Source organism: Micromonospora sp. L31, assembly GCF_052068075.1.
Taxonomy (GTDB): domain Bacteria; phylum Actinomycetota; class Actinomycetes; order Mycobacteriales; family Micromonosporaceae; genus Micromonospora; species Micromonospora purpureochromogenes.
In genome coordinates, this window is the sequence record NZ_JBQHDC010000015.1 from 33,530 (window position 1) to 60,259 (window position 26,730).

Genomic DNA, 26,730 nt, shown 5'->3' on the forward strand with positions numbered 1-26,730 from the left:
CACACCTCTCAGGACGGGTTCTGGCCGGCGAGCTGCTGGATCCGGATGATCACGAACTCGGCGGGTTTGAGCGGGGCGAACCCGACGACCACGTTCACCACGCCGCGGTCCCGGTCGTCGCTGGTGGTCGTCTCCGCGTCGCAGCGCACCAGGTACGCCTCGCGCGGGGTCCGCCCGGCGAACGCGCCCTTGCGGAACAGGTCCTGCATGAACGACGTCAGGTTGAGCCGCAGCTGCGACCAGAGCGGCTCGTCGTTCGGCTCGAAGACGGCCCACTGGGTGCCCCGGAACACGCTCTCCTCGATGTAGAGCGCCAGCCGGCGGACCGGGGTGTACTTCCACTGGCTGGCCAGCACATCCGCGCCGGCCGTCGTCCGGGCGCCCCAGTTGACCGTGCCGACCACCGGGAAGGTGCGCAGGCAGTTGAGCCCGAGCGGGTTGAGCACGCCGTTCTCGGCGTCGGTCAGCGGGTACACCAGGGTGGTCACGCCGCGCAGCTGTGCCTCGGTGCCGGCCGGGGCCTTCCACACGCCCCGCTCGGCGTCCTGGCGGGCGTACAGGCCGGCGAGGGTGCCGCCGGGCGCCACGGTGCGCGGCTGGAAACCGTCGGAGGGGTCGGGGATACGCAGCCGGGGGAAGTGCGCGACCGCGTTCGGCCCCTTGACCCCGAGCTGGTTGATCCAGTCCAGGGCGCGGTCCGGGTCGTCCACCCCGGGCGGCGGGTCGACCAGCAGCATCGCCCGGCGCCGCTCGCACAGCTCGTACGCCGCGGACCAGATCGCCTCCGGGTCCACTCCACTGTCGACGGTGCTCGGATCGCCGTGCCGGGCCCGGGTGGCGTCGGGGATGCAGAGCAGGTTGAACAGGTCGGTCTTGAGCAGGGCGTAGAGGCCCGAGTAGGCGGCCTCCGAGCCGACCAGCGCCCCGGTGCCGGGCAGCGTGCTGCCGTCGGCGCCGGTGACCAGGTCACCCTGGCCGAGCCGCTTCGCGCCGACCGGCGTGTACCGGCCCACGTTGGCCGTCGCCCCGCCCAGGCCGAGCAGGGCGGCGCCGTCGGCGACGTCGCCGGAGGCGGTCGCCCCGGCGACGGTGAAGGCGGCGTCCACGGCGGCCGGGGCCACCAGCGGGTCGACGTCGCCGAGGAGGCGTACCCCGCCGGCGGCGGTGGGCACGACCCGGACCCGCAGGCCGGCGGCCCCGTCGGCGGCGCCGAGCGCGGCGTTGACCTTGCGCTGCACCAGGGCGGCCACCCCGGCGGGCGAGGACGGCAGCCGCTCGCCCTTCTCCAGCACGGTCACCGTCACCGCCGCCACGGCGGGCACCGTCCTGGTGGCGTCGGCCGGGTCCGGCTTGGTGGGCCGGTCGGGCTGGACGGTGAGCCGGTAGTTCTTGCCGGCGTCGACGGTGGGGGTGCCGATCGCGGCCCCGACGGTGCCGCTGGGGACCGGCCGCCCGGCGCCGCTCGCGCCGGGGCGGGCCCGCACCAGGGAGGAGCCGCGGTCGGGATCGTTGAGCAGGGTGACGGCGTAGGCGGCGCTGGTCGGGTCGACGGAGAGGCCGGCGAACCGCTCGGCGACGCCGGTGGACCCGTCGCGCACGCTGAGGTTGAAGATCTTCGGATCGGCGGCGTCGTCGTGGTCGACGTCGACCAGCAGGTTGCTGCCCCACTGGCCGGTGCTGGCGGCGTCCAGGACGAGCGCCGACTTCGGGCCGGTGCCGACCTTGTCCAGCAGCGTCACCGACGCCGCGCGGGCGTCGCTCTTCGGCACCCGGACGACCAGGGCGGCCGAGCCGCCGTTGCGGAAGAACTGCTGCACGGCCAGGCTCAGTTCGGAATCGCGGTCCACCCCGCCGAAGCGACGCTCGAACTCGCCGAAGCTGTTCACCCGGACGGCGCGGTTCTCCGGCCCGGTGCGGACGTATCCCACGAACGCGGTCACGCCGGTCGCCACACCGATCACGGGACGGACGCCGCTCGGGACTTCCTCGATGTAGACGCCGGGGTAGCTCGGAGTCACGGGCATGACTACCTCGTCTCGGAGTGCGGGGTGGGCTGGTCACACCCTCCGCCCCCCGGGCCGGGCCGCTCTAGCGCGGAACCGACTGCGCCGAGACGCGTACCCGACACGCGGTGTCCATCCGGTCACTCCCCACCGACCAGACCGGCCGGCGTCGGACGCCGATCGCCGCGCGCCCCGGCACCGCCGGGTGATGCGCCACCATCGCGCGGTCAGCTCCCGGCGGCGATCTCCGCCAGCACCCGCCGCTGGAACGCCCGGGCCTCGGCGCCGCTGGGCGGGACGCCCCCGGCGCGCGCGGCGACGCAGCGCCCGATCAGCTCGTCCTCGTAGCCGGCGTCGACCAGCCGGCTGCCGGCGGCGACCTTCGACAGCCACACCCCGTCCCGGGCCTTCACCAACGACCGGCAGGCGCCGAGCACCGCGTCCTCGGCGCCCGGGGCGGGCGCGTCGTCGGCGGGGGTGGGCAGGGCGAGCCACCAGCGCAGCGCCTCGACGAGCAGCCGGCGCAGGTCGGCCGGGGCCAGGGCGGCGAACACGTCGGCGGCGGGCGGGCCGAGCAGGGCGTACCCGTGCTCGTGCAGGATGTCGCGGTCCAGGCCGTACCAGAAGCGGCCGTCGGCGGTGGGCCGCTCGGCCGGGTCCCAGGTGGCACGGAAGGGCATCTGGGCCCCGGTGTTCAGCTCGACCTCGAAACCCGGTTCGGGGGTGCCGGAGCCGGCGACCGCGCGGGTGTAGGCGACCAGTTCCAGGCCGCGCGCCGGGCAGGGCAGCGCCTCGTGCCGCAGCCGGGCCACCAGGTCGCGCTTGCGTCGGGCATCCAGCGGTCCGGCGACGACCAGCGCCACGTCCACGTCGCTGCGACCCGGCTGGTACGCCCCCATGCCCACCGAGCCGGCCGCGTACGCCCCCACGAGGTCGTCGTCGAGGACGTCGCGGGCCGCGTCGACCAGGTCGTCGAGATAGCGCCGTACGGTCGGGTCCATGGCCGTCATCCTGCCTCGGCCCGGTCGACGGGCCGCGTGCCACCCCCAGACGGGTACGGCGGGACCGCTCAGCTCGGGTCCGCGCCCCGACCGCTGCCGTCCCGGATGATCGCCTCGCCCTTGACCAGCCAGGCGACGCCGAAGGCGAGCACGGCGACGGTCTCGCACCAGAAGACCGGCTTCACCGCCTCCTGCACCGTCTCCGGAAGCAGGGTGCTCGCCGGCGCGAGCGCCACCGCCACGACGATGATCGCGCCGCAGATCCGGTAGACGCGGTTGCGGAGCAGCTTCTCCGGGGTGACCGGGACGACGGCCGGGTCGGTCCTGGTGAACAGGAACAGGCAGAAGCCGGCCAGCAGCAGGAACAGGGCGGCGGCGCTGACCTGGTGCACCCGCCCGACCAGGATGTCGGTCGCGCTGACCGGGTCGTCCCGGGCGCCCGAGGCGGTGGGGAACAGCGCTACCGCGACCGCCAGCGCGCCGCCGACGCTGCTCAGCACGTCGTCGAGGGGCCGGTACCGGTAGCAGATGAGGAAGACGCCGATGGCGCACATGCTGCCGACGAAGACGTCCCGCATCCCCGTGTGGTACGCCCCGCTGATCGATTCGAGCAGCGTGAGGCGCCCGGCGAAGAGGGCGTTTCCGAGGGTCAGCACGAACGGCATCGCGATACCGACCAGGCCGATGCCCCGGCGCAGGCGGCGGACGGTGACCATGTCCTGTGACGGGCCCATCGCCCCTCCCCCGGGTCGTGCCGGTTCGCCCCTCAACTGTCCGTCTCGGGGCAGCAGACCGTCAACGCCCCCGGCACCACCCTGACCTTCAGCCGGGTCGTCTCGCCCCGCGCGCCGCCGTCCAGCTCGTACGTCTTCGGCACCGCGAAGCGGACCTTGATCCGGCGACCGCGGGTGATCCGGACGAACGGTGAGTCCTCGGAGCGGCCGGCGGCCATCCGGCCGAGGGTGCGCGCCCAGTCGATCGCGCCGCTGGCGGTGGAGACGCCGATCTCCAGGGCGCCGTCGTCGGGGCGGGCGTCGTCGAACGCCGGTACTCCCCCGGTGATGGTGCCGACGTTGCCGAACAGCACGCAGCTCGCCTCGCCGTCGAACCAGTCCGACCCGTCGACCCGGATCCGGGTGCGCACCAGCTCGCCCCGCACGTGGCGCAGGCCGGTCCACAGGTACGCGGCCCGGCCGAGTCGGCCCTTGAGGGTGCGGTCGGCCTCGCGGATCAGGTCCCCGTCGAAGCCGGCGCCGGCCATCACCGCGAAGTGCTCGCCGTTGAGCCGGCCCAGGTCCAGCCGACGGCGGTGGCCGTGCAGGCCGACGCGGACCGCCTCGGCGAGGTCGGTGGGGATGCCGAGGTTGGCGGCGAAGAGGTTGGCGGTGCCGGCGGGCAGGATCGCCATGACGGCGTCCGATCCGGCGAGGGCGTCGGCGCAGCGCTGCACCATGCCGTCGCCGCCCCAGACGAAGACCAGCTCGGCGCCCTTCTTCAGCGCCTTACGGGCCTTCTTGGGCGCCTTGCGACTCTTGGGCACCTCGTACCAGAGCAGGTCCTCGACCCCGGCGGCGACGAGGGTCGCGCGCAGCTCGTCGAGGCCGCCGCCGAGGGTCTTCCTCCGGTGGGCGACGACCGCGACCGTGCCCACCTTCGCGGTGGTCGCGGGACGCTCGTCGGTCGCCGTGCTGCGCGTGCTCATGACCGGACCTGATACCCAGGCGGCCGGAGTCCCACGCGTCGCGGCAGGAGCCGGTGTCCGACGGCCGGGCGGCGGCGGTGTTGGCCGTCCAGTAACGCCGCGTTCACACTTTCGACGCCGGCCGGCGGGACCTGCTGCCGGCCGGCGAATCACGGCTGGCGCGGCCGCAACACCTGGGACACACTTGAGGCCCGACACCCAGGGACGGGGGCATGGACGGCTCCATACAGGACGATGCGGCCGCGGCTTTCGTACGGGAGCTCACGCACTGGCGACACCAGCGCCGACTGTCCAAGAAGGAACTGGCGGAGCGGACCGGCTTCGACCCCTCGTACGTCAGCCACATCGAGAACGGCCGGCACCAGCCGACCGAGGAGTTCGCCCGCCGCGTCGAACTGGTGCTCGACAGCGGCAACCGGATCTGGCAGCGGTACGTCGAGTTCGCCGGCACGCGCGGCGACGGCCGGCTGCCCGCCCTGGGCCCCACCGCCGTGCCGCCGCCCGCCGGGCCGCACCTGGTGATCGACGACGAGCAGGCCAGCCTCTCCCTCGTCGACGGCTGGTACGAGTGCCGGTTCCGGCGCATCCTGAACAGCGTCGGCACCGAGCCGATCACCCGGCACACCGTGCAGATCGACATCGACCGGTTCCCCGACGACCCGGCCTGCTCCACGGACTTCCACAGCCGCCACCCGCTCACCCTGGACGAGGTCGACTTCACCGCCACCATCGGCGCCGACCGACCGGAACCGATGCGCTGGCGGGTGACCCGCAGCCGGGACGCCTTCCTGAAGATCGCCCTGATGTTCGACACCGGCGGCGCGCCCGTGCCGCTCTACCCCGGGCAGCGCACCGTGCTCGCCTACGCCTACCGGGTGCCGGCGTGGAAGTTCGGCGACTGGTTGCAGCGCGACATCCGGCTGCCCACCCGCCGCCTCGCCATCCGGCTGGACCTGCCCGCCGCCGCCCGTCCCACGGTCTGGGGCAGCGAGACGTCGTTCACCTCGGAGACGACCGCCGACGTGGTTCCGCGCCGCCAGGAACGCGAGGGCGTCGTCGCGTACGAGTGGCAGGTGCCCCGGCCCCGGCTGCGCGCCCAGTACCGGCTGCACTGGCGCTTCGGCGACCCGAGCGCCGCCGGGGCCGACCCGGACGCGGCCGGCGGGTGGGCCACCGACGCTTGGCCGCAGGCGTGCGGCGCGGGCCGCCCGGGTGCCGACCGGTGCCCCGCCGGGCACCCGTAACGGCCGGTCAGGGCGTCAGGCGGAAGTTCCAGGATAAGGGACCGGACGGGTGTCGTTTCCGACAGATCCGGCCCCTTGTCGATGCTCTCCGTAGCGACGCGACCGGCCCGACCGTTAGGCTCGACTGCTGAGTGAGGTTGTCGCAGCCGGATCAGCTTCCTCACCCGCCGGGTTACGCACGTTGGCTGAACGCAGCACCGGAAGGCAGGCTGGAGTGACCCGAGATGGCGAGCCAGGGGCCGAATTCGCCCACCGCGCGGACAACAAGCGCGTGGCGTACGAGGTCACCGGCGCGCCCGACGGGTTTCCGGTCTTCCTGCTCCACGGTACCCCCGGCAGCCGCCGTGGCCCGAAGCCACGCGGCATCGTTCTCTACCGGCTCGGCGTCCGGCTCATCGCGCACGACCGTCCCGGGTACGGCGACTCCGACCGGCGGGAGGGCCGCGACGTCGCCGACGCCGCCCGCGACGTCGAAGCGATCGCCGACCAGCTCGGGCTGGAGCACTTCGCCGTCGCCGGCCGTTCCGGCGGCGGCCCGCACGCGCTGGCCTGCGCCGCCGACGGCGCGTTACGCGGCCGGGTGACCCGGGTCGCGGTGCTGGTCAGCTTCGCCCCGTCCGACGCCACGCAGCTCGACTGGTTCGCCGGGATGAACAGCGACAACGTGCGCGGCTTCGGCGGCGACGGCAACCGGGACACCGCCTCGGTGATCGAGCAGATCCGGCGCCGCGCCGCCCGGGCGGTCGAGGATCCACGGTTCCTGCTGGAGGAGCTGATGGTGGAGATGAGCGCGGCGGACCGGCGGGCGGTCAACGACGCGGCGCTGCGCCGGCTCATCACCGACACCTACGAGGAGGCGCTGCGCGCCGGCCCGTACGGGTGGATCGACGACGTGCTGGCGCTGCGGCGGAGCTGGAAGTTCGACCTCGGGGCGATCGACACGGCGGTGACGCCGGTGCGGCTGTGGCACGGCGCGGAGGACACCTTCGCCCCGGCCAGCCACGCACGGTGGCTGGCCGGGCAGATTCCGGGCGCCGAGGTGGAGGTGCAGCCCGGCGCGGCGCACTTCGACGCCGTCGAGGAGCTGCCGCGCATGCTGCGCTGGCTCACCGACGTCGGCGCGCCGGTGGGCCGGGACGTGCTGATCGGCAGCCGGCCCGATCAGTAGGGGTGCGGGTCGACGACCCGGCGTACCAGCCGGCCGTCGCGCAGCACCACCACGCTCGGATGCCGCTGACCGATCCGGTCGGCCAGCCGGTCGGCGATCCGGGTCCGGCCGATGCTCACCAGCCCGCCCGACGCCATCTGGTGGACGACCTCCAGGTTGCCCAGGCCGCGCAGGGTGTCGGGGTGTTCGGGGCCGAGCACCTCGACCATCCGCTCCACGACGGTCCGCAGCCGCGCCCGGCCCTCCTCCAGCTCGCCGGAGTAGATGTCGAAGACCGCGGCGTTGTTCGCCGCCGCCATCGCGAACGGATGCCGCTCCTCCAGCGCCGCGCGCAGCGCCTCGGCGGCGGACTCGGCGAGCGTGCGGGCCGTGGCGTGCTCCCCCGCGTCCCAGGTCGCCACCGCGAGGTTGTTGCGGCAGACCAGCGCGTACGGGTGCTCGGCGCCGAACACCTGGGCGAACATCTGCCCGACCTCGGCCAGCTCGGCCCGGGCCCGGGCGCCCTGCCCCTGGAGCATCATGTTCGCCGTGCGGCTCAGCCAGCTGAACAGGGTGTCCGGGCTGGTCGGGCCGAAGCTGGTGCGCAGCCGCTCGTAGGCGACGTCGAGCAGCTCGGCCGCCTCGTCGATCTCCCCGGTGCTGCGCAGCGACACGGCGAGGTTGGCCTGGGCGACGAGCGCGTCGCGGGAGTGCTCGCCGAAGAGCCGGCGGTAGCCCTCCACCACGCCCCGCAGCAGCGACACCGACCGCTCGTACTCGCCGACCTCGCGCAGGTCCCGGGCCAGGTTGCTGGCGGAGAAGAGGGTCCGCGGGTGCTCGGCGCCGAGCACCAGCCGCAGCCGGCGGTAGGTGCTCTCGTCCAGCTCCCGGGACCGGGCGAACTGGCCCATCAGCTGGTAGGAGGCGGCCAGGTTGTTGGCGGCGACCAGGGTGCGACGGTTGTCCTCGCCGAACACCTCCACGGAGGCCGAGTAGGTGCGCAGGTCCCGCTCCAGCGCCTCCCGGTAGCGGCCGAGGGCGCGCAGGTCGCCGGCGTAGCTGCCGGCCGTCATCAGCGTGTACGGGTGGCTGGCGCCGATCAGTTCCTCCTGCTGGCGCAGGGTGTCCTCGTCGAGCTGGCGGGCCTCCTCGAACCGGCCCAGGCCGCGCAGCAGGTTCGCCCAGTTGAACCGCAGGTGCAGCAGTTGCACCCGCAGCGCCCGGTGCGGCGGCGAGTCCGGTGACAGCTCCTCCAGCCGCGTCGACCAGGTCTTGTCGGCCTGCCGCGCGTACTGCTCGCCCTGCTCGAAGCCGCCGTTGAGGTAGATGTACCGGATCCGGTCGATCACCAGCTGGCGGACGTTGTCGTCCTGGCAGGAGACGGCGTCGGAGCCGTCCAGGTGCGGCCAGAGGATGCGGAACCGGTCCTGTACGGCCGGATCCTCCACCTCGCCGGACGGGCGCGACCCGGCGAGGATCCGGTGCACGTCGTGCTTGATCTCGTTCAGCTCGGTGTCGGACATGCGGACCCGCAGCGCGGCCTGGAGCAGGCGGTGCACCTGCACCCGCTGGGCGTGCAGGTCCACCTTGATCAACGCGAGCCGGTTGATCCGCTGCACCAGGGCCGCGGCGATGTCCCGCTCGGACACCCGGTCGGCGACCCGGGCCGCCACCACCGGGTCGTGCGGCGCGATGACCCGGGCCACCTGGTCGCCGTAGAGCAGGTCCAGGGAGATCTCCGGCGCCAGCACCGAGGAGAGCTGCAGCAGCCGGTACGCGCCGGCGGACTGCTCCTTGAGCCGCTGCAGGGATTGGCCCCACACGTCGGTCTCCGGGCCGCTGCGTTCCAGCCCGGCCAGGTAGTCGCCCACCGGGGTGCCGGTGTCGGCCAGCCAGGCGCCGGCCATCGCGACCAGAATCGGGATGTTCTCCACCGCCTCGGCGACCTGCTCGGCCTCGGCGACGCTCATCAGCTGCTCGCCGATGCGGGCGCGCAGGTGCGACACGCTCTCCGTCCGCTGGAACGCCTCCACGTCCACCGCCCGGGCCAGGTCCCCCCAGTCCGGGTTGCGGGTGGTGACCAGGACGTGCCCGTTGCCCTGCGGCAGGAAGTCCTTGACGTGCTCGTACTGGTCGGCGTTGTCGAACACCAGCAGCCACCGGGGTGGCTGGCCGCCGTCCTCGTGGCGCTCGGCGCGGCTGAGCCACTGCCGCACGGCCCGGGTCTTCTCCGGGATGGTCGGCAGCTCCGGCAGGCCGAGTTCGCGGCCGAGGTCGGACACCTGCACGTCGACGAACTGCGGCGGGTCCGCGTCGATCCACCAGACGATGTCGTACGCGCCGCGGAAGCGGTGCGCGTACTCGATGGCCAGCTGGGTCTTGCCGATCCCGGCGCCGCCGAGCAGCGCCACCGGGGTGCGCTCGTTGCCGCCGGCCTTCAGCTCCTCGCGCAGCCGGCGCAGCAACTGCTCGCGGCCGGTGAAGCGGACGTTGCGGCCGGGCGGGTTGAACACGTCCGCACCGACGGCCGGGAAGCGGGCGCCCGGCAGGCCCCGCCCGCCGTCGCCGGTGGGCCGCCCGACGAGCTTGAGCAGTTGCTCGGTGGCGGCCTCCACGCTCCGGTTGTGCACCGAGGTCCAACTGCCGACCGGGACGTCCGGGGCGGGAGGGGTGTCGTCGAGGTGCACGGCCAGGGTGGCGCCACCGCGCCCGACCACGTCCGGGCCGAGCCGGTCCCGCGCGGCGACGTACGCCCGGGAGACCAGCCGCAGCTCGCGGGAGGCGGTGTCGGCCTTCACCGGTGCGACGGCGCCCGGCGCGACGGTCAGCACCCGCAGGTCCGCGCCGGTGAGCACCGCCTGCACCCACTCCGCCCAGGCCTGGTCCTCGGCGGCGTGCCGCAGCACGATCAGCTCGTCGGGGACGGCCGGCTTGCGCTCGAAGCGCTGGACGGTCTGCCGGCGCAGCGCCTCGTCGAGCCGGGGCAGCGAGCCGATCCGGCCGTTGGTGATGTGGCTGGTCAACGTCTCGTACGCGGACAGCAGGGTGGTCCGGCCGCCCGGCTCGTCGCCGAAGGTCGCCAGCGTCTCCTCGTAGGCGTAGTACGCCCGGTAGGGCACCTCGACGGTCAGCCAGTACTCCTGGCGTTCGGCGTCGGTCATGCCGCTGGGCAGGCCGGCGAAGCGCTGCATCGCCAGCGTCCGGCCGGCGTCCCGCTTGCCCTTCTCCCCGTCGTCGACCCGCATCGGCACCGGCAGCACCCGCCGCGCGCGGCGTCCCTCGTACCCCCGGACCCGGCGGGCGACCGCCGAGGCGCCGTCGATGCCCTGGTCGCTGAGGGTGAAGCAGTCCACCAGCACGTCCGGCAGGTGGATGGTGCAGATCTCGGCGACGTCACTGATGCCGGTGCGGCTGTCGATCAGCGTGTAGTCGTAGTGCCGCTTCATGTCCTCGCGCAGGGCGTCGAAGAACTGCGCGCCGCCGAGGCGGTTGTAGAAGTTGTCCCAGTTCAGGCCGGTGACGCTGGTGGCGTAGTCGGGGTTGTGCCGGCCGGCGAGCAGCAGGTCGAGGCTGCCGCCGCCGGGGAACTCCCAGTTCACCGAGAAGGCGTACTTGTGCACCCGGGCGAACTGGCGGTGCCAGTCACCGGGGCGGGCGGCTGCGTCGGACTCGGCGCGCCGCCGGGCGTTCTCCCACTCGTACTCCAGGATCAGGTCCATCACCCCGCCGGTGGAGGCGACCTGCTCGGGGTCGAGGAACGGCGCGTAGAACCGGTGCAGGCCGGGGGATTCCAGGTCCCAGTCGGCGACGAGCACCCGCTGCCCGTTCGCGGCCAGGATCCAGGCCGTGTTGGCCAGCGCCATCGTGCGGCCGGTGCCACCCTTGTATGAGTAGAAGGTGACGACCTGGCCATCGCGCGGTCGCGTCATCGGTCTTCCTTCCCTCGCCCTACGTCTGATGCGCCGGCCGGACGCAGGCTCGGCCGGGGCACGGCCGGGCCGTCGGGCGGATCGACCGGACCGTGTCGGAGGAACTGCTTACGGGCCTCGATCACCAGCTGCGGCGCGCAGCGCTCGAACTCCGCGATGTCCCGCACCGGCAGCACCTGCGGAAAGCGGGCGTCCTGCAACGTACCGGCGATCGCCTCGGGCGTCGTCTCGCCACGCTCACCGTCGGCGGCGATGACCAGCGGCACCGCCCAGCGGGGCAGCCCGTCGACCGCGTCGCGCGCGGCGTCCGCGCCGATGGCGGCGTCGACCAGCACGACGGTGGGGCACTGCGGCGCCTGGGTGCGGGCGTCGGCGAAGGCGACCACCCGGGTGGACAGGCCCAGCCGCTCGGCGGTGGCCGCGACGTAGTCGGCGACGGCCAGCTCGTGCTGGTCGCCGTACGGCCGCCAGCGCGGGCCGTGCGGGGTGAGCGTGGTGACCACCAGCGCGGTCTCCCCGCTGTCGGTCACCGGGTTGCTGGTCACCGTCACGGCGCGGGACGGGGCGAGCGGCTCGCTCTCCGTCACCGTGATGATCCGTTCGGCGAGCACGGACAGGATGCTCTCGTACTGCCGGCGGTAGGCGCTGAGCTTGCACAGCGCCCGCAGCCCGTTCTCGGCGTAGTCGGCCCGCTCGGCGCCGTCGCCGACCAGCTCCAGCGCCTGCGCCGTCTCGGGCCGCTCCTCCCAGGGCGACAGGGGCAGCCAGAGCACCGGCAGGATGTGCCGCGCGGCCCGGCCGGGCGCCAACCGGGTGAGCCGGCTGCGGAACGAGTCCCGCTCGCCGACCGCCCAGGCGTTGCTGAAGTACTTGGGCGAGTAGAGCGGCACGAAGACGTGGGCGACGCTGAGCGCGTCGGTGAGCGTCTGCTTGAGGTCGGCGCCGGGGCTGACCAGCCCGTCGAAGAACCCCACGTCCAGCTCGCCGGTGCGGCGGGCGCCGCGTCGCACGGCGGCGCCGAGGTCCTGGAAGAACCGGTTGACCCAGAAGTCGGTGTCCGGGCGGGCCGACGCGGACAGCGGCACCGAGTGCGCGTAGCTGAGGAAAAAGTACGTCTGCCGGCCCGGCGGCGCGCCGGACGAGGAAGCGTCAGACCAGGTCATGCCCGACCTCCTCGAACGTCGCGCGGAGCTGCTGCATGTCGGCGGGGACCTGGGCCTGCACCCAGTGCGTGTGGTACGCCTTGGCGACCCGTTGCGCCAGGCGCCACACCACCGCGTCGTAGGCGTCCTTGCCGTTCTTGCCGAGGCTGAGCAGGCCGTAGATGCCCTCGTCGTGGTACTGCGGGGCGATGTCCGAGGGTAACCGGGTGGGGGTGAACATCTGCCGCTGCGACACGACCGGCGGCACCCGGTGCCGCTCCACCACCGACCAGTTGACCGGGATGATCGGGGTCTCCCCCGGCGTGGCCGCCGCGCCGGGGCGCAGGGTGAACCGGCGGCGGGCGAAGGCGTCCCACTCGCGGGCGCACCAGGCGCTGTTGAGGTACTGCGGCGAGATCAGCGGGATGAAGACCTGGCTGTGGCCGGCGGCGAAGGCCAGGTCCTCCGTCCAGAGCTGGCCGCCGTCGATCACTCGGTCCATGAAGCCGGCCGGGCGCCCCGGCGGCAGACCGAGCAGCTCGACCACGTGGTCGGAGAGGTCCACGAAGAGCTGGAACACCTTGCTGTTGGTGTCCCGCGGGGGCGCGGCGACCCGGTTCTTCGTCCGGGCGTAGCTGAGGAAGAACACGGGCGCGGACGGGTCGACCCGGAACTCTTCCTCGGTCACCTGCCGCTCCCGCCCGACGTGGGACATCCTGAACCGTCCACAGTATCGGCGTACGCAATACCGGGTGTCCCCGTCACCAGCACCGGGGCCGATCGGTGCCCGGAGCAGTGACCGCGGCGGCATCGGGGGTCACGACCAGCTGTCCAGTGTGTCGCGCATCCGGTGCGCGAACCGCTCGCCGGCGGCGGTCAACGCACCGAGGTCGAGCAGCGCGTCGAGGGCGCCGTCGGTCCAGTCGCGGTAGCGGCGGAAGGTGGTCGCCGCCGCGCCGCCGGGCCGGCGACGCCACACGTCGGCGACGGCCAGGTGAGCGTACGTGCCGTGCAGGACGCCCTCCACCGGCCGCGGGTCCGCCCGCCAGGGCACGGTCAGCCGGCGCCGGTCGTGCCGGTCGAACAGGTCGCAGACGTCCAGCACCGCGTGCATCTTGAGGTGCTGCACCTCGTGCACCAGCAGCACCGCGAGCGCCGCGTCGTCGCCGACCGGCGCGACGGCCACCGCGCCGAAGGCGGCCCCGGCGGCGGCGCTGCGCTGCATCCCGCCCTCGTCGGCCCGCAGCGGCACCACCGCGCGCAGCAGCGTCCGCAGGCCCGGGGCGTACCCGCCGGCCTCGACGTCGACGCGGCGCAGCGCCCGGGTCAGCTGCCGGGTCCATCCGTCGGCGGTGGCCGCCGGCAGCCGGGGCGCGACCGGCACCGCGAAACAGTCCCGGTACGGGTCGGTGTCCTCCAGCAGGACGTGGTGCCCGTCGGCGACCGCCGCCCGCACCGGCCGCCACCCGTCCGGGAGGTCCGGCCGGCCGGGCCGCACGGTGAGCCGGCGCCCGCCGGCCCGCGCGGTGAACCCCCCGTCGTGGATGGACAAAAGCACCGCCTCCTCGTCGGCGTCGACGGCCAGCGCGCCGAGCGTGGGCAGGCTCAGCGCCCCGTCGCGCGCCGGCACGGTGAGCTCGGCGTCGGCTCCGGCGTGGATCGCGGCGGCGGCCGCCACGCACGCCAGGTACGCCAGGTCGGCGGTCGCCTCGTCGCGGCACCGCTGCGCCCAGCGACGGACGAACGGGTGCTCCAGCACGGCGCGGACGGCCTCGGGGGCGGTCAGGTCCAGGTCGACCAGCAGCTGCCAGCCGGCCGCGGCCCGCTCGTCGTGCGCCGCGCGGGGGCTGAGGTCGACCAGCAGCGCGCGGACCAGCCCGAGATGGACCGAGGCGAGGTGGCGGGCCGACTCCACGGTGCCGTAGCCGGTGCCGAGGTCGTCGAGCACCGTCGGGCTCAGCGCGTCGGTGGGCTGCCGCTGGGCGGGTACGTCGGCGGTCGTCATCGCGTGGATCAGTTCCTTGAGGTCTGCGCAGTAGGCCGACGGGTTGTCGAAGCCGGTGTCGGGGCGGTACCGGTGGGCGAAGAGACCGCCGCCGCACTGCTGCACGACCTCGCACTCCCGGCAGGTGGCGCAGAGGCCGGCGAGGCCGGTCTGCCGGATGGCGATCATGGGGTGGGCGGCGGCGTCGTCGACCCGGTGGCGGAAGATGTCCAGCCCGGTGGCCGGGGCGCCGTCGTAGGCCGACTTGAGGGAGTCGACCTGCTCGAAGGTCCCGTCCGTCTCGATGACGACCAGGTCGGCGAAGCCCAGCCCGACCGCCTCGGTGCGGGTGGCCCCGCCGGACGCGGTGGAGAGCAGGGATTCCAGCAGCCGGATCGGCACCGGCCGCCCGTCGGCCAGCCAGCGCCGGTGGATCGCCAGCAGCCAGTCGGCGTACGGGGTGGGCACCCCCTCGGGGCGCGCCGGCGGGCGCTCCCAGTTGGCGTGCGGGAGCAGGAAGTCGATCTGCGGCGGCTCCTGGGCCAGCAGCGCCTCGTAGACCGCGACCGGGTCGTTGGCCAGGTCGATGGTGCACAGGATGCCGGCGTAGCTGGACCGGTATTCGGGGCGGCGCAGCAGCGCCAGCCCGCGCAGCACGGCGGCGTGGCTGCTCTGGCCGCTGGCGTAGCGGCGGTGCAGGTCGTTGGCCGCCAGGTCGCCGTCGAGCGAGATGCCGACCTTCACGTCGTACGCGACGAGCACGTCGCAGATGCGCGGCGTGAGCAGCACGCCGTTGGACTGCATCCGCAGGTCGAGCCGCGCCACCGGGTCGATCCGGCGGCGCAGCTCGGCGGCGGCGGCGGCCAGGCCGCCCGCGCCGGCCAGCAGCGGCTCGCCGCCGTGCAGCACGACGCGGACGGTGTCGAGCCCGTGCGCGGCGGCGTGTTCGGCGATCCGGCGCGCCGCCTGCTCCAGTGTGGACGCCGCCATCACGTGTGGTTGGTGGCGCCAGGACTGGTCGGGATGCTGGTAGACGTAGCAGTGGTCGCAGGCGAGGTCGCAGCGGCTGGTCAGCTTGAGCACGTACTGACTCAGCGGGCTGACCTGCCCGGGCGGCTTCCTGCCCGGCCCGCCAGCGTCAGATCGAAGAGCCGAAGCCTGCGACATCGACGCCGGTCGGGCGGTCGACCCTGCGGTCGTGGACCCGGGCGACGGCACGCGCCCGGGAGAGGGAGATCTGGCCGAGCGGTGTGTGCCGCAGGTCGTCCAGTGGCGGCGGGCTCGGGGTCGGGGTCGGGTCGGGACGGACTGCGATGCGATCCACGTCGGTTCCCCCATATGCGGTTGATGGTCGGTCGACATCCACGGTCGACGACACCATCGAAGATAATACATTTCACGCGCTGTGATGTCACTGCTGCGCTGTGCCATCTTCTTCGATCATCTTCGCCATCCAGCCCTCGTTGGAGAGCGAGATGATCCGCTCGGCCTCGGCGACGAACGCGTCGTCGTCGGTCCAGCCGTGCCCGGCCTCGCGGGTCACGCACAGCCGGGTCAACTGGTCGGCCGTCCGGGCGAACTCGATCTGCTGGGCCTCGTACTGCTGCGCGGCCCCGTAGCCGACCAGCGCGGTCGTCACGGTCGCCGCGACCCCGAGCCACGCGGTCAGGCCCAGCCCGTCGCCGAGCACCCCGACGGTCGCGGCGAGCAGGGCGCTGGCCACGGTCACCGCCGTCGCGGCCCACCGGACGCGCGCGGCCAGCCGGGCCATTCGCCGCGCCATCGGCGTGTAGTAGCCCGCCACCTGGCCCCGCACCCGGATGCTGAGATAGCTCGGCACGTCCTGGATGTCGGGCAGCGGCCGGGCGACCGGCGCGAGGCCGACGGTCCGCCCGACCAGGTCACCCGAGTCGTCGAGCAGGGTGTCGGCGCGCCGCAGCAGCACCCGGTCGCGGTCGGCGCCGGCGAACGGCGCCACCCCGGCCAGGTAGCGGTGGATGTCGGCCTTCAACGCCTCGGAGACCGACCGCAGCCGGGTCCACGCGTGCACCGTGTCCCGCGAGGTCCACCGCGCGGCCACCGGCACCAGCAGCAGCGCGGCGGCGGCGAGGATGGCCAGCGCGCGGCTGGCCGTCCGGTGCGGCTCGCCGAGCTGGGTGGCGAGGGAGCCGGCGACGGCGGCGCCGATGGTGAGGCCGGCGACCGTGCGCCGCGCGCGCACGACGCGCCGTTTCTCGGCCACCGCGGCCTGCGACCAGACGCTCTGCCGCTGCCAGACCATCGTGACCGCCGACGCATCGAAGTTCGCCACGCCCGCATGGTAGGTCAGCCGCGCCCACGGGCCCGGGACACCGGGCGGCGGACGGGTCTAGCCGCGGGTCAACCGCTCGAGGTGCTCCGCCTCCCGCGGCGACGGCTCGCTCGGTCCGCTCAGCCGCAGCCGCCACCGGGTCGTCCCGCCGTCGGGGCCGCGCAGCTCGCCGCGCGCCAGGGCACGGTCGATGTCCTGCCGCACCCGCTCCTCCAGGTGCGGTTCGGTGGCGAAGAGGATGTGCAGGCGTACCTCGGCACCGGACCGTTCGGCCCGGGTGTGGTGGGACGCGACCGGACACGGCGGCTCGTGTTCCCAGTGGCCGCAGAGAGCCGTGGTGATGGCCGCCCCGGGCACGCCCGGATCGGCGTCCGGCGCCATGTCGAGAACCGCCTGGTGAGCGAACCCCTGCCGCATGGCCACATTGTGCCCCTGCGGGCCGTCCTCTCTCCCAATGCCGCACCCGCAGATGCGATCGCCCACCCGCCATCACCCTCGGGTACGCGAGGCACATCGCCGCTTCCACCACGCAGACGCGAGCCGCTAGGGTGACCCGGTGACCGTGTTCCGGATCAGCGAGGCCGCCGAGCTGTTGGGCGTCAGCACCGACACCGTGCGGCGCTGGGTGGACGCCGGACGCCTGCCGGCGACCCGGGACGAGCACGGCCACCGGCTGGTCGACGGCGTCGAGCTGGCCGGCTTCGTCCGGGCCCAGGCCGCCGAGCCGGACGGGCGCGCCGAGTTCTCCTCGGCCCGCAACCGGCTGCGCGGGATCGTCACCGCCGTCGTCCGGGACACGGTGATGGCGCAGGTCGACATCCAGGCCGGCCCGTTCCGGGTGGTCTCGCTGATGAGCCGCGAGGCGGTCGACGAGCTGGGCCTGACGGTCGGCTCGGTCGCGGTCGCCGTGATCAAGTCCACCACGGTCGTGGTCGAGCGGGCCGCGCCGCTGCGCGGAAGGAACAGCTGATGACGAGGATCCGCGCCGCGCTGGCCGTCCTGCCGGTGGTGGCCGCGCTCGGCCTCGCCGGCTGCGGCGGCGACGCTGACGACGTCGGCACGAGCGGGGTCACCGGCACGGTGACCGTCTTCGCCGCCGCATCGCTGACCGAGTCCTTCACCACGCTGGGCCGCCAGTTCGAGGCCGCGCACCCGGCCGTGCGGGTCACCTTCAACTTCGCCGGCAGCTCGGCCCTGGCCACCCAGATCACCCAGGGCGCCCCGGCGGACGTGTTCGCCTCGGCCGCCCCGAGGAACATGGCCACCGTCACCGACGCCGGGGCCGCCGCCGGCTCCCCCACCGTCTTCGCCCGCAACCAGCTCGTCATCGCCGTGCCGAAGGGCAACCCCGGCGGGGTCACCGGGCTGGCCGGCCTGACCCGGCCCGGCGTCAAGGTGGCGCTCTGCGCCGAGCAGGTGCCGTGCGGAGCGGCCGCCGCCCAGGCGCTCGCCGCCGCGCGCGTGCCGCTGACCCCGGTCACCCTGGAGCAGGACGTCAAGGGCGCGCTGTCCAAGGTGACCCTCGGCGAGGTCGATGCCGCGCTGGTCTACCGCACCGACGTCAGATCCGCCGCCGCGAAGGTGGACGGCGTCGAGTTCCCCGAGTCCGCCCGCGCGGTCAACGACTACCCCATGGTGGTGCTGAAGGACGCGCCGAACCCGACCGCCGCCCGCGCCTTCGTCGAGCACGTCCGCTCCGACCAGGGCCGGGCTGTGCTCACCGCCGCCGGCTTCCAGCCGCCCACCGGGTCGTGACCGCCGCACCGGACGCCCCGGCGCCGCGTACCCGGCGGCGGCCCGGCCGGCGGGTGCCGGTCGCGCTGCTCGTACCGGCCGGGCTGGGGCTGCTCTTCCTGGTACTGCCGCTGGCCGGACTGCTGGCGCGTACCCCGTGGGCGACGCTGCCGCAGCGGCTCACCGCGCCGGGCGTGCTCACCGCGCTGCGGCTGTCGGTGCAGTGCGCCACCCTGGCCACCCTGCTCTGCCTGGCCTGCGGCGTACCCCTGGCCTGGCTGCTGGCGCGGGTGGAGTTCCCCGGCCGCCGGGTGGTGCGGGCCCTGGTCACCGTGCCGCTGGTGCTGCCCCCGGTGGTCGGCGGCGTGGCGTTGCTGCTGGTGTTCGGCCGCAACGGGCTGCTCGGGCGGTGGCTGGACGGCGCCTTCGGCCTCACCCTGCCGTTCACCACCACCGGCGTGGTGCTCGCCGAGGCGTTCGTGGCGATGCCGTTCCTGATCATCGCCGTCGAGGGCGCGCTGCGCGGCGCGGACAGCCGCTACGAGGAGGCGGCGGCCACCCTCGGCGCGGGCCGGTGGACCACCTTCACCCACGTCACCCTGCCGCTGATCGCTCCCGGCGTGGCCGCCGGCGCGGTGCTCTGCTGGGCCCGGGCGCTGGGCGAGTTCGGGGCGACCATCACCTTCGCCGGCAACTATCCCGGCCGGACCCAGACCATGCCGCTCGCCGTCTACCTGGCCCTGGAGACCGACCTGGACGCGGCGATCGTGCTCAGCCTGATCCTGCTCACCGTCTCGGTGGTGATCCTCGCCGGCCTGCGCGACCGCTGGATCACCAGCCCGTGAGCACCCCGCTGCTGGACGGCCACCTGGTCGTCGACCGAGGCGCCTTCCGACTCGACGTCCGGCTGACCGTCGGCGCCGGCGAGGTGGTCGCACTGCTCGGCCCGAACGGCGCCGGCAAGACCACCGCCCTGCGCGCCCTCGCCGGGCTCCAGCCGCTCACCGCCGGCCACGTCCTGCTCGACGGCGTCGACCTGGACCGGCCCGACCGGGCCCGCTGGATCCCGCCGGAGCGGCGCCGGGTCGGCGTGGTGTTCCAGGACTACCTGCTCTTCCCGCACCTGAGCGCGCTGGACAACGTCGCGTTCGGCCCCCGCCGGCAGGGCCTCGACCGGCGGGCCGCCCGCGAGCAGGCGGCCGGCTGGCTGGACCGGGTCGGACTGTCCGGGCACGCCCGGAGCCGGCCGCGGCAGCTCTCCGGCGGGCAGGCCCAGCGGGTCGCCCTGGCCCGCGCGCTCGCCGTACGCCCGCGGTTGCTCCTGCTCGACGAGCCGCTGGCGGCGCTGGACGCCCGGACTCGCCTGGACACCCGGGCCCACCTGCACCGGCACCTGGTCGACCACGACGGCGCGACGCTGCTGGTCACCCACGACCCGCTGGACGCACTCGCCCTGGCCGACCGGCTGGTCATCGTCGAGGACGGCCGGGTGGTGCAGGAGGGGGACGCCGCCACCGTCACCGCCCGGCCGCGCACCGACTACGTCGCCCGCCTCGTCGGGCTGAACCTCTACCGGGGCCACGCCGACGGACACCAGGTACGCCTCGACGACGGCTTCGCCCTGGCCACCGCCGACCGGCTGGACGGCGACGCCTTCGTGGTCTTCCGGCCCGCCGCCGTGGCCCTGCACCCGCGCCAGCCCGACGGCAGCCCCCGCAACACCTGGCCGGCCACCGTCGCCGGAGTGCAGCGGCACGGGGACAACCTGCGCGTGCAGCTCGCCGGCCCGGTCCCGGCCGCCGCCGACGTCACCCCGGCCGCCGCCGCCCAGCTTCGCTTGGAGCCCGGGCAGCGGGTGTGGGCGGCGGTCAAGGCCAGCGAGACCCGGGCGTACCCGGCCGGACCGGCATAGCTAGCGGTCCGGATCCGGCTCGAAGACGTCCGGGACGCCGTCGTGGTCCTCGTCGACGGTCTCGATCTCGTGTACCCGCCGGTAGGCCCGGGTGCGCGCGCGCAGGATCACCGTCGCCAGCAGCGCGGAGAGCAGCGAGCCGGTGAGCACGGCGACCTTGACGTGGCCGTCACGCACGCTGCCCAGGCCGAAGGCCAGCTCGCCGATCAGCAGCGACACGGTGAACCCGATCCCGCCGAGCAGCGCCAGGCCGAGCACGTCAAACCAGTTCAGCCCCTCGTCCAGGTTGGCCCGGGTGGACCGGGACACCAGCCAGGTGGCGGCCAGGATGCCCACCGGCTTGCCGACCACCAGGCCGACCACGATGCCGGCCGCGACCCGGTCGGTCAGCGCGGTGGCCAGCCCCGCCAGGCCGCCGACCGTGACGCCGGCGGAGAGGAACGCGAAGATCGGCACCGCCACCCCGGCGGAGATCGGCCGGAACCGGTGCTCGAAGTGCTCGGCCAGGCCCGGCCCGGCGTCCGGCCCACCGGCGGCCTCGCTGCGCAGCACCGGGACGGTGAAGGCGAGCAGCACCCCCGCCACCGTGGCGTGCACCCCGGAGGCGTGCACCAGCGTCCAGGTCACGGCGGCCAGCGGCAGCAGCAGCCACCAGGACCGGACCCGGCGCTGCACCAGCACGGCGAAGAGCGCGAGCGGCACCAGGGCGGCCAGCAGCGGCGGCACGGCGAGGCTGGAGGTGTAGAAGACGGCGATGATGACGATGGCGAGCAGGTCGTCGACGACCGCCAGGGTGAGCAGGAAGGTACGCAGCGCCGACGGCAGCAGCCGTCCCACCACCGCGAGCACCGCCAGGGCGAACGCGATGTCGGTGGCCGTGGGGATCGCCCACCCCCGGGCGCCGTCGACCCCGGCGACGAGGACGAACAGCACCGCGGGTACGACCACCCCGCCGACCGCCGCCGCCACCGGCACCGCGGCCCGGCGCGGGTCGCGCAGGTCGCCGGCGACGAACTCGCGCTTGAGTTCCAGCCCGGCGACGAAGAAGAAGATCGCCAGCAGCCCGTCGGCGGCCCAGGTGCCGAGGGTGAGATCGAGGTGCAGCGACGCCGGGCCGACGGTGAGGTCACGCAGCGCCCGGTAGCCGTCCGCCCAGGGCGAGTTCGACCAGAGCAGCGCGAGCAGCGCCCCGACGAGCAGCAGCGCCCCGCCCACGGTCTCCTTGCGCAGGATGGCGGAGATGCGCCTGGTCTCGCCCCAGGAGCGGCGGGCGAACAGGCTGGTACGGCGCCGGGGGGCGTCGGTCACGGGGTCTCCTCGTCGGCAGGGGTCGCGTCATCCATCGCCGACCAGACTTCCCGGCACACCAGGGCCAACCCTATCCCCGCCCCCCGGCCGACGGCCCGACGACCCGGCGACGCGGACGCGCCGGCGGGCCGGTCCACGCGCGCCGGGTACCCCGCCGGCAGCGGCCCGAACCACGACGGCGCTGTGGACGCGGCGACGCCCGGCCGGTCGTCCGGCCGGGCGTCGCCACGGTGCCCAGGTGCTGAGGTCAGAGGCTGAGCTTCTGACCGGGGAAGATCAGCCCCGGGTCGGCGCCGACCACGCGCTTGTTGCGCTCGTACAACGCCTGCCAGCCACCGGCCAGGTCCCGGGCGTCGGCGATCTGCGACAGGGTGTCACCCGGCCGCACCACGTACACGTCGCCGGTCGCGGCCGGCGCGCTGCGCCGCTGGCTGCGGGTGCTGTGCTGCTCCCGCGAGGACCGCTCGGTGGCGGTGGCCTTCGACGAGCCGGAGCGCCGCTGCGACTTCTGCGACTTCTCCGACTTCTCTGAGGTGCTGGAGTAGCTCTTGGTGGAGCCGCCCTTCCTGCCGCAGGTCGGCCAGGCCCCGATGCCCTGACCGTCGAGCACCTTCTCGGCGATGGCGATCTGCTCGCCGCGGCTGGCCAGGTCGGCGCGGGAGGCGTACTTCTTGCCGCCGTAGCCGGACCAGGTGCTCTGCGAGAACTGCAGGCCGCCGTAGTAGCCGTTGCCGGTGTTGATGTGCCAGTTGCCGCCGGACTCGCACTGGGCGATCGCGTCCCAGTTGACGCTGGCGGCGCTCGCCGGCGACGCCGGCGCCAGGACGGCGGCGACCCCGGTGACCGCACCGACGGCGAGCGTGCCGACGGCGATGCGGCGCGAGCTGACCCGTCGGTGACGGGCGGTGTATTCAGTTGCCATGTGGATTCCTCCACGCCGACGAGGTGAGCTGTCGGGTTCGGGCCGAGGAGCCCGGCCGCCCGTGGGCGGCTTCACCCCGAGGTGACGTGCACCGAGGAACGTGTGGGTCCCCCGCTCCATGCCCGCTGACAAAGATCCCACCGGCCGGCGGCATGGATTAGGCGTTACCGGCCGTGGTGTCCGCGATCGCGAACACGAACGACGTTAGGAACTGTTTCGGGCGATTGCCCACCTCTTGTGAAGTTCTTCACCCGGCTGAGCGACGGCTTCGTGCTTCGAGTTGCGGGTTGGTCGGCGGTGCTCTACAAGGGCCGGTCGGGAACCTGTCACCACTGGGCCGAAAGCCTCGCTCCGAGCGGCGGATCAGCTGCCGTGCCTCGCCGTCTTCGCTGGTCAGGCGGCCTCGATCGGCGGCCCGCGCCGCCGGACGGTCAGCGTTGCCGCTGATTGGCGACTCATGTCTGGGCAGCCCGGCCGCCGACTCGGACGGTAGGGAGCAGAGCGCGGCCACGGCGCCGACGCGTCGGACCCGCCGGATGCCGGGCGCCGGCGCCCTGGCCGGCACGGTCCGCCCCGGTTCGCGGCGGCCGACCATCCGCGAGAGGAAGGACCTCCATGGACACCGTCAGCATCGACACCGACTACCTCGTCGCCACCTTGGACGAGGACGACGACCCGGAGAGCCTGGCCGGCGACGAGGTCGACTTCGACCTGGCCGCCGCGCTGGAAGAGGAGGAGTGAGATGGGCGTGCACCTGGCGCCCGCGCTGCGGGTGCTGCGCGAGGAGATAGACACCCGGTGGCCGCAGCGGGACCGCAAGTCCGACGGCTGGTTGGGCGACGCCAGTCACCAGGCGCGCCGCTCGGACCATAATCCGGACAGTGACGACCAGTCGGTCAACGCGGTGGACGTGGACGTCGACGGGATCGACCCGCTGCTGGTCGTCCGGCAGGCCGTCAGCCATCCGTCCACCCAGTACGTCATCTACGACCGAAAGATCTGGAGCCGTACCCGCAGCTTCCGGCCGGCCCGGTACACCGGGCCGAACCCGCACGACAAGCACCTGCACGTCAGCGTCAGCCACCAGCGGAGCTTGGAGGACAGCCGCCAGGCGTGGGGCATCGCCACCGCCACGACGGCGCGGCTCGGCGACCGGGTGCTGCGCGCCGGCTGCCGGGGCGGCGACGTCCGGGAGTTGCAGGCCGTCGCCAACCGCCTCGGGGCCCGGCTGACGGCCGACGGGGTGTTCGGGCCGGCCGTGGCCGCCTGGGTACGGTCGTTCCAGACCGCCCGGAAGCTCGACGCCGACGGGGTGGTCGGCCCGCGTACCGTGGCGGCCCTGCGCGCGGCCGTCAAGCCGGCCCCGTCGGTGCCCAGCGGGCGACCGGCGACGCCGGTGTCCGGGGGCAGACCGGGCTCGCGGACGCTGCGGCGCGGCAGCAAGGGCGGGGACGTGGCCTTCGTCCAGCGGTTCGTCGGCGCGAAGCGGTGCGGCCCCGCGAGCGGCGCCTTCGACGCGAGGACCGAGGCCGGGGTGCGCTGGTACCAGGGCATGCGGGGGCTGACCGTGGACGGGGTGGTCGGCCCGGCCACCTGGGCGGCGATGGGCGTGCGGGTCGGTTCGTGACCAGGCGGCCCCGGCCCGGCGCTGCACCGGGCCGGGGCCGTCGTCGCGTCAGAGGCTGCGGGCCAGCCGGTCGGCGAGGACCCGGGCGAACCGGGCCGGGTCGGCCAGGTCGCCGCCCTCGGCGAGCAGCGCCATGCCGTACAGCAGCTCGGCGGTCTCGGTGAGGGCGGCGGAGTCGCCGCCGCGCTCGTGCGCCGCGCGCAGGCCGGTGACCAGCGGGTGGGTCGGGTTGAGTTCGAGGATGCGCTTCACCTTCGGCACCTCCTGCCCCATCGCGCGGTACATCTTCTCCAACGTGGGCGTGATGTCGTGGGCGTCGCCGACGATGCAGGCCGGCGAGGTGGTGAGGCGGGAGGAGAGCCGTACCTCCTTGACGCTGTCGGCCAGCGCGCCGCCGAGGAAGGCGAGCAGGGCGGCGTACTCCTTGGCCTGCCGTTCCCGTTCCGTTTCGGCCTCCTCGCGCTCCTGCTCGGTGTCCAGGTCCACCTCGCCCTTGGCGATCGAGCGCAGCGGCCGGCCGTCGAACTGCGCGACCCGCTCCACCCACACCTCGTCGACCGGGTCGGTGAGCAGCAGCACCTCGTAGCCCTTGGCGCGGAAGGCCTCCATGTGCGGCGAGTTCTCCAGCATGGCCCGGGTCTCGCCGGTGGCGTAGTAGATCTCCTCCTGGCCGTCCTTCATCCGCTCGACGTACTCGCGCAGCGTGGTGGGCTCGGTGGCGTCGTGGGTGGAGGCGACCGAGACGATGTCGAGGATCGCCTGCTGGTTGTCCGGGTCCTCCAGCAGCCCCTCCTTGACCACCCGGCCGAACTCCGACCAGAAGGTCCGGTACCGGTCGGCGTGCTCGGTACGCATCTCCTTGACGGTGGCGAGCACCTTGCGGACCAGCCGGCGGCGCACGATCTGGATCTGCCGGTCCTGCTGGAGGATCTCCCGGGAGATGTTCAGCGACAGGTCGTGCGCGTCCACCACGCCCTTGACGAAGCGCAGGTAGTTGGGCATGAGCGCGGCGCAGTCGTCCATCACGAACACCCGCTTGACGTACAGCTGCACCCCGCGCCGGCCGTCGGCCATGAACAGGTCGAACGGGGCGTGCGTGGGGATGAAGAGGAGCGCCTCGTACTCGAAGACGCCCTCGCCCCGCATGTGGATGGTCTCCAGCGGGTCGGCCCAGTCGTGGCTGACGTGCCGGTAGAAGTCGCGGTACTCCTCCTCGGCGACCTCGTCGCGCGGCCGGGCCCAGAGCGCCTTCATCGAGTTGAGGGTGACCGGCTCGGCGTCGGGCGTGACGAGCCGGATCGGCCAGGCGATGAAGTCGGAGTACCGCTTGACGATCTCGCGGATCTTGCCGTGGTCGGTGTAGTCGGCGAGGTTGTCCTCACTGTCGGCCGGCTTCAGGTGCACGGTGACGGAGGTGCCCTGCGGAGCGTCGTCGACCGTCTCCACGACGTAGGTGCCCTCGCCGGTGGACTCCCAGCGGGTGCCCTCGGTCTGGCCGGCCCGGCGGGTCAGCAGGGTGACCGTGTCGGCCACCATGAACGTCGAGTAGAAACCGACGCCGAACTGGCCGATCAGGTCCTGCGCGGCCGCCTCCCGGGACTCCTTCAGCTTGCGCAGCAGCTCGGCCGTACCTGAGCGGGCGATGGTGCCGATCAGCGAGACGACGTCCTCGCGGGACATGCCGATGCCGTTGTCGCGCACGGTGAGGGTACGGGCCGCCCGGTCGGTCTCGATCTCGATGTGCAGGTCGGCGGTGTCGGCCGCCAGGTCCTTGTCGACCAGGGACTCCAGCCGCAGCTTGTCCAGCGCGTCGGAGGCGTTGGAGACCAACTCCCGCAGGAAGACGTCCTTGTGCGAGTAGATCGAGTGCACCATCAACTGCAGCAGTTGACGCGTCTCGGCCTGGAACTCCAACGTCTCGGTCCGGCTGCTCACACCAACCTCCTCATCGGCTCGTTTCGGTCCACGGGACAGGATCCGCGGGAGAAGGATACGAGCCGTCGTGGTCGCCCGGTCACCGCCGGTCGTCATCCCGACGGCGGGCCAGCAGGTAGGCCTGTGGAGTAGGTTCCCGCCACCCGCCCAGCTCCTGCGGCTCCCGTCGCATGCGGGCGTGCACGATCAGCCCGGCGGCCTCCAGCAGGGCCGCCACCCGCTCGGGCCGACGCCGGTGGAAGGTGAGCGAGACCGGTCGCCCCCACGCGTCCGTGCGGTGCACCGGCTCGTCACCGACCTGGAAGGCCAGCAGCAGGTGGCCGCCGGGGGCGAGGACCCGGTGGAACTCGGCGAAGGCGGCCGGCAGCCGGTCGTCGGGCAGGTGGATGACCGAGTACCAGGCGACCAGGCCGGCGAGCGCGCCGTCGGCCAGGTCGAGTTCCAGCATGGACCCCTCGGTGAAGCGCAGGTCGGGGTACGCCCGACGGGCGTGCGCGATCATGCCCGGCGACAGGTCGAGGCCGGCGGCGTCGAGCCCGAGGTCGTGCAGGTGCCGGGTGATCCGCCCCGGGCCGCAGCCGACCTCCAGCACCGGCCCGCCCCCGTCGGCGAGCACCAGCTCGGCGAAGGCCGCGAGCATGGCCCGGTCGAGCGGCCGGGCGGCCAGCTCGTCGCGGACGAACTCGATGTAGTCGGCGACCATGGTGTCGTACGAGGTGCGGGTGGCGGTGAGGAAGTCCGGTTCGGTCACGACCGCCGACCCTACCGCCGGGCGGCCGGCGACAGGGTCCGGCCGGACCTGCCGCCCGTACGCGTCGCGCCCCGCCGT

23 protein-coding genes and 1 riboswitch are annotated in these 26,730 nt (G+C 74.0%); of the genes, 8 read left to right on the forward strand and 15 right to left on the reverse strand.

Features of this window, described 5'->3' with window-relative positions; all coding sequences use genetic code 11:
- Window positions 1-8 precede the first annotated feature (8 nt).
- The 4 genes from ACTMS9_RS27865 to ACTMS9_RS27880 form a co-directional block, all read right to left on the reverse strand.
- A complete protein-coding gene (locus ACTMS9_RS27865) occupies window positions 9-2,024 on the reverse strand; it encodes a phage tail sheath family protein (RefSeq protein ID WP_441166392.1) in 2,016 nt (671 codons plus the stop codon).
- A gap of 206 nt (window positions 2,025-2,230) precedes the next feature.
- Entirely contained in the window at window positions 2,231-3,004 is a 774-nt protein-coding gene (locus ACTMS9_RS27870; protein ID WP_441148597.1) for a nucleotidyltransferase domain-containing protein, read from the reverse strand.
- Window positions 3,005-3,072: 68 nt separating this feature from the next.
- Window positions 3,073-3,738: a hypothetical protein gene (locus ACTMS9_RS27875; RefSeq protein ID WP_441148598.1), complete on the reverse strand. Its 666-nt coding sequence runs from the start codon at window positions 3,736-3,738 to the stop codon at window positions 3,073-3,075.
- A 32-nt stretch (window positions 3,739-3,770) separates the two neighbouring features.
- Window positions 3,771-4,706, reverse strand: a complete 936-nt coding sequence (locus tag ACTMS9_RS27880) for a diacylglycerol/lipid kinase family protein (protein ID WP_441166393.1) — start codon at window positions 4,704-4,706, stop codon at window positions 3,771-3,773.
- Window positions 4,707-4,918: 212 nt separating this feature from the next.
- Here ACTMS9_RS27880 and ACTMS9_RS27885 point away from each other — a divergent pair, with 212 nt between their 5' ends.
- Both ACTMS9_RS27885 and ACTMS9_RS27890 read left to right on the forward strand, forming a co-directional pair.
- Window positions 4,919-5,950, forward strand: a complete 1,032-nt coding sequence (locus ACTMS9_RS27885; RefSeq protein ID WP_441166394.1) for a helix-turn-helix domain-containing protein — start codon at window positions 4,919-4,921, stop codon at window positions 5,948-5,950.
- Between the two features lie 214 nt (window positions 5,951-6,164).
- The gene (locus ACTMS9_RS27890) at window positions 6,165-7,118 is read left to right on the forward strand and encodes an alpha/beta fold hydrolase (protein ID WP_441148601.1); all 954 of its coding nucleotides are present in this window, start codon (window positions 6,165-6,167) and stop codon (window positions 7,116-7,118) included.
- On the opposite strand, the gene fxsT is transcribed toward ACTMS9_RS27890, so the two are convergent.
- The 7 genes from fxsT to ACTMS9_RS27925 form a co-directional block, all read right to left on the reverse strand.
- Entirely contained in the window at window positions 7,112-11,026 is a 3,915-nt protein-coding gene (fxsT, locus tag ACTMS9_RS27895; protein WP_441148602.1) for an FxSxx-COOH system tetratricopeptide repeat protein, read from the reverse strand. The genes ACTMS9_RS27890 and fxsT overlap by 7 nt on opposite strands.
- Window positions 11,023-12,189 carry a TIR-like protein FxsC gene (locus tag ACTMS9_RS27900; RefSeq protein WP_441166395.1) on the reverse strand — a complete coding sequence of 389 codons (1,167 nt, stop codon included), beginning with the start codon at window positions 12,187-12,189 and terminating at the stop codon, window positions 11,023-11,025. Before ACTMS9_RS27900 ends, fxsT begins: the two co-directional genes overlap by 4 nt.
- Window positions 12,176-12,856, reverse strand: a complete 681-nt coding sequence (locus ACTMS9_RS27905; protein ID WP_441148604.1) for a TIR-like protein FxsC — start codon at window positions 12,854-12,856, stop codon at window positions 12,176-12,178. Before ACTMS9_RS27905 ends, ACTMS9_RS27900 begins: the two co-directional genes overlap by 14 nt.
- A gap of 129 nt (window positions 12,857-12,985) precedes the next feature.
- Window positions 12,986-15,319: an FxsB family cyclophane-forming radical SAM/SPASM peptide maturase gene (locus ACTMS9_RS27910; protein WP_441166396.1), complete on the reverse strand. Its 2,334-nt coding sequence runs from the start codon at window positions 15,317-15,319 to the stop codon at window positions 12,986-12,988.
- Window positions 15,291-15,476 carry an FxSxx-COOH cyclophane-containing RiPP peptide gene (fxsA, locus tag ACTMS9_RS27915; RefSeq protein ID WP_334571923.1) on the reverse strand — a complete coding sequence of 62 codons (186 nt, stop codon included), beginning with the start codon at window positions 15,474-15,476 and terminating at the stop codon, window positions 15,291-15,293. The genes ACTMS9_RS27910 and fxsA overlap by 29 nt, the downstream gene beginning before the upstream one ends.
- Window positions 15,477-15,563: 87 nt before the next feature.
- Complete coding sequence (locus tag ACTMS9_RS27920) at window positions 15,564-16,463, reverse strand: DUF4231 domain-containing protein (protein ID WP_441166397.1); 900 nt, start codon at window positions 16,461-16,463, stop codon at window positions 15,564-15,566.
- 57 nt (window positions 16,464-16,520) lie between these two features.
- A complete protein-coding gene (locus ACTMS9_RS27925; RefSeq protein ID WP_441166398.1) occupies window positions 16,521-16,880 on the reverse strand; it encodes a hypothetical protein in 360 nt (119 codons plus the stop codon).
- 139 nt (window positions 16,881-17,019) lie between these two features.
- On the opposite strand from ACTMS9_RS27925, the gene ACTMS9_RS27930 reads away from it, so the two are divergent.
- Genes ACTMS9_RS27930 through ACTMS9_RS27945 form a run of 4 tightly spaced genes read left to right on the forward strand, consistent with a single transcriptional unit; the run spans window position 17,020 to window position 20,109 of the window.
- Window positions 17,020-17,433, forward strand: coding sequence for a TOBE domain-containing protein (locus ACTMS9_RS27930; protein ID WP_357613942.1), 414 nt, complete (start codon window positions 17,020-17,022; stop codon window positions 17,431-17,433).
- A gap of 8 nt (window positions 17,434-17,441) precedes the next feature.
- On the forward strand, window positions 17,442-18,218 hold the full coding sequence (modA, locus tag ACTMS9_RS27935; RefSeq protein WP_441166425.1) for a molybdate ABC transporter substrate-binding protein: 777 nt from the start codon (window positions 17,442-17,444) through the stop codon (window positions 18,216-18,218).
- Complete coding sequence (locus tag ACTMS9_RS27940) at window positions 18,215-19,042, forward strand: ABC transporter permease (RefSeq protein WP_441166399.1); 828 nt, start codon at window positions 18,215-18,217, stop codon at window positions 19,040-19,042. Before modA ends, ACTMS9_RS27940 begins: the two co-directional genes overlap by 4 nt.
- Entirely contained in the window at window positions 19,039-20,109 is a 1,071-nt protein-coding gene (locus ACTMS9_RS27945; RefSeq protein ID WP_441166400.1) for an ABC transporter ATP-binding protein, read from the forward strand. The genes ACTMS9_RS27940 and ACTMS9_RS27945 overlap by 4 nt, the downstream gene beginning before the upstream one ends.
- On the opposite strand, the gene nhaA is transcribed toward ACTMS9_RS27945, so the two are convergent.
- Entirely contained in the window at window positions 20,110-21,417 is a 1,308-nt protein-coding gene (gene nhaA, locus ACTMS9_RS27950; protein WP_441148611.1) for a Na+/H+ antiporter NhaA, read from the reverse strand. It abuts the gene before it with no gap.
- A 247-nt stretch (window positions 21,418-21,664) separates the two neighbouring features.
- Complete coding sequence (locus ACTMS9_RS27955; RefSeq protein WP_441148612.1) at window positions 21,665-22,339, reverse strand: transglycosylase family protein; 675 nt, start codon at window positions 22,337-22,339, stop codon at window positions 21,665-21,667.
- Window positions 22,338-22,513, reverse strand: a riboswitch (cyclic di-AMP (ydaO/yuaA leader). Its footprint overlaps the gene before it by 2 nt.
- A 441-nt stretch (window positions 22,514-22,954) precedes the next feature.
- Between ACTMS9_RS27955 and ACTMS9_RS27960 the strand changes: the two genes are divergently transcribed.
- Window positions 22,955-23,080, forward strand: coding sequence for a hypothetical protein (locus ACTMS9_RS27960; RefSeq protein WP_255540690.1), 126 nt, complete (start codon window positions 22,955-22,957; stop codon window positions 23,078-23,080).
- Between the two features lies 1 nt (window position 23,081).
- Window positions 23,082-23,966 (forward strand): peptidoglycan-binding domain-containing protein, encoded by an 885-nt coding sequence (locus ACTMS9_RS27965; protein WP_441166401.1) that lies wholly within the window; start codon window positions 23,082-23,084, stop codon window positions 23,964-23,966.
- A 48-nt stretch (window positions 23,967-24,014) separates the two neighbouring features.
- Here ACTMS9_RS27965 and htpG read toward each other — a convergent pair whose 3' ends face one another.
- Both htpG and ACTMS9_RS27975 read right to left on the reverse strand, forming a co-directional pair.
- Window positions 24,015-25,901, reverse strand: a complete 1,887-nt coding sequence (gene htpG / locus ACTMS9_RS27970; protein WP_441166402.1) for a molecular chaperone HtpG — start codon at window positions 25,899-25,901, stop codon at window positions 24,015-24,017.
- Between the two features lie 79 nt (window positions 25,902-25,980).
- Window positions 25,981-26,652, reverse strand: a complete 672-nt coding sequence (locus ACTMS9_RS27975) for a class I SAM-dependent methyltransferase (protein ID WP_441148615.1) — start codon at window positions 26,650-26,652, stop codon at window positions 25,981-25,983.
- Window positions 26,653-26,730: the final 78 nt, after the last annotated feature.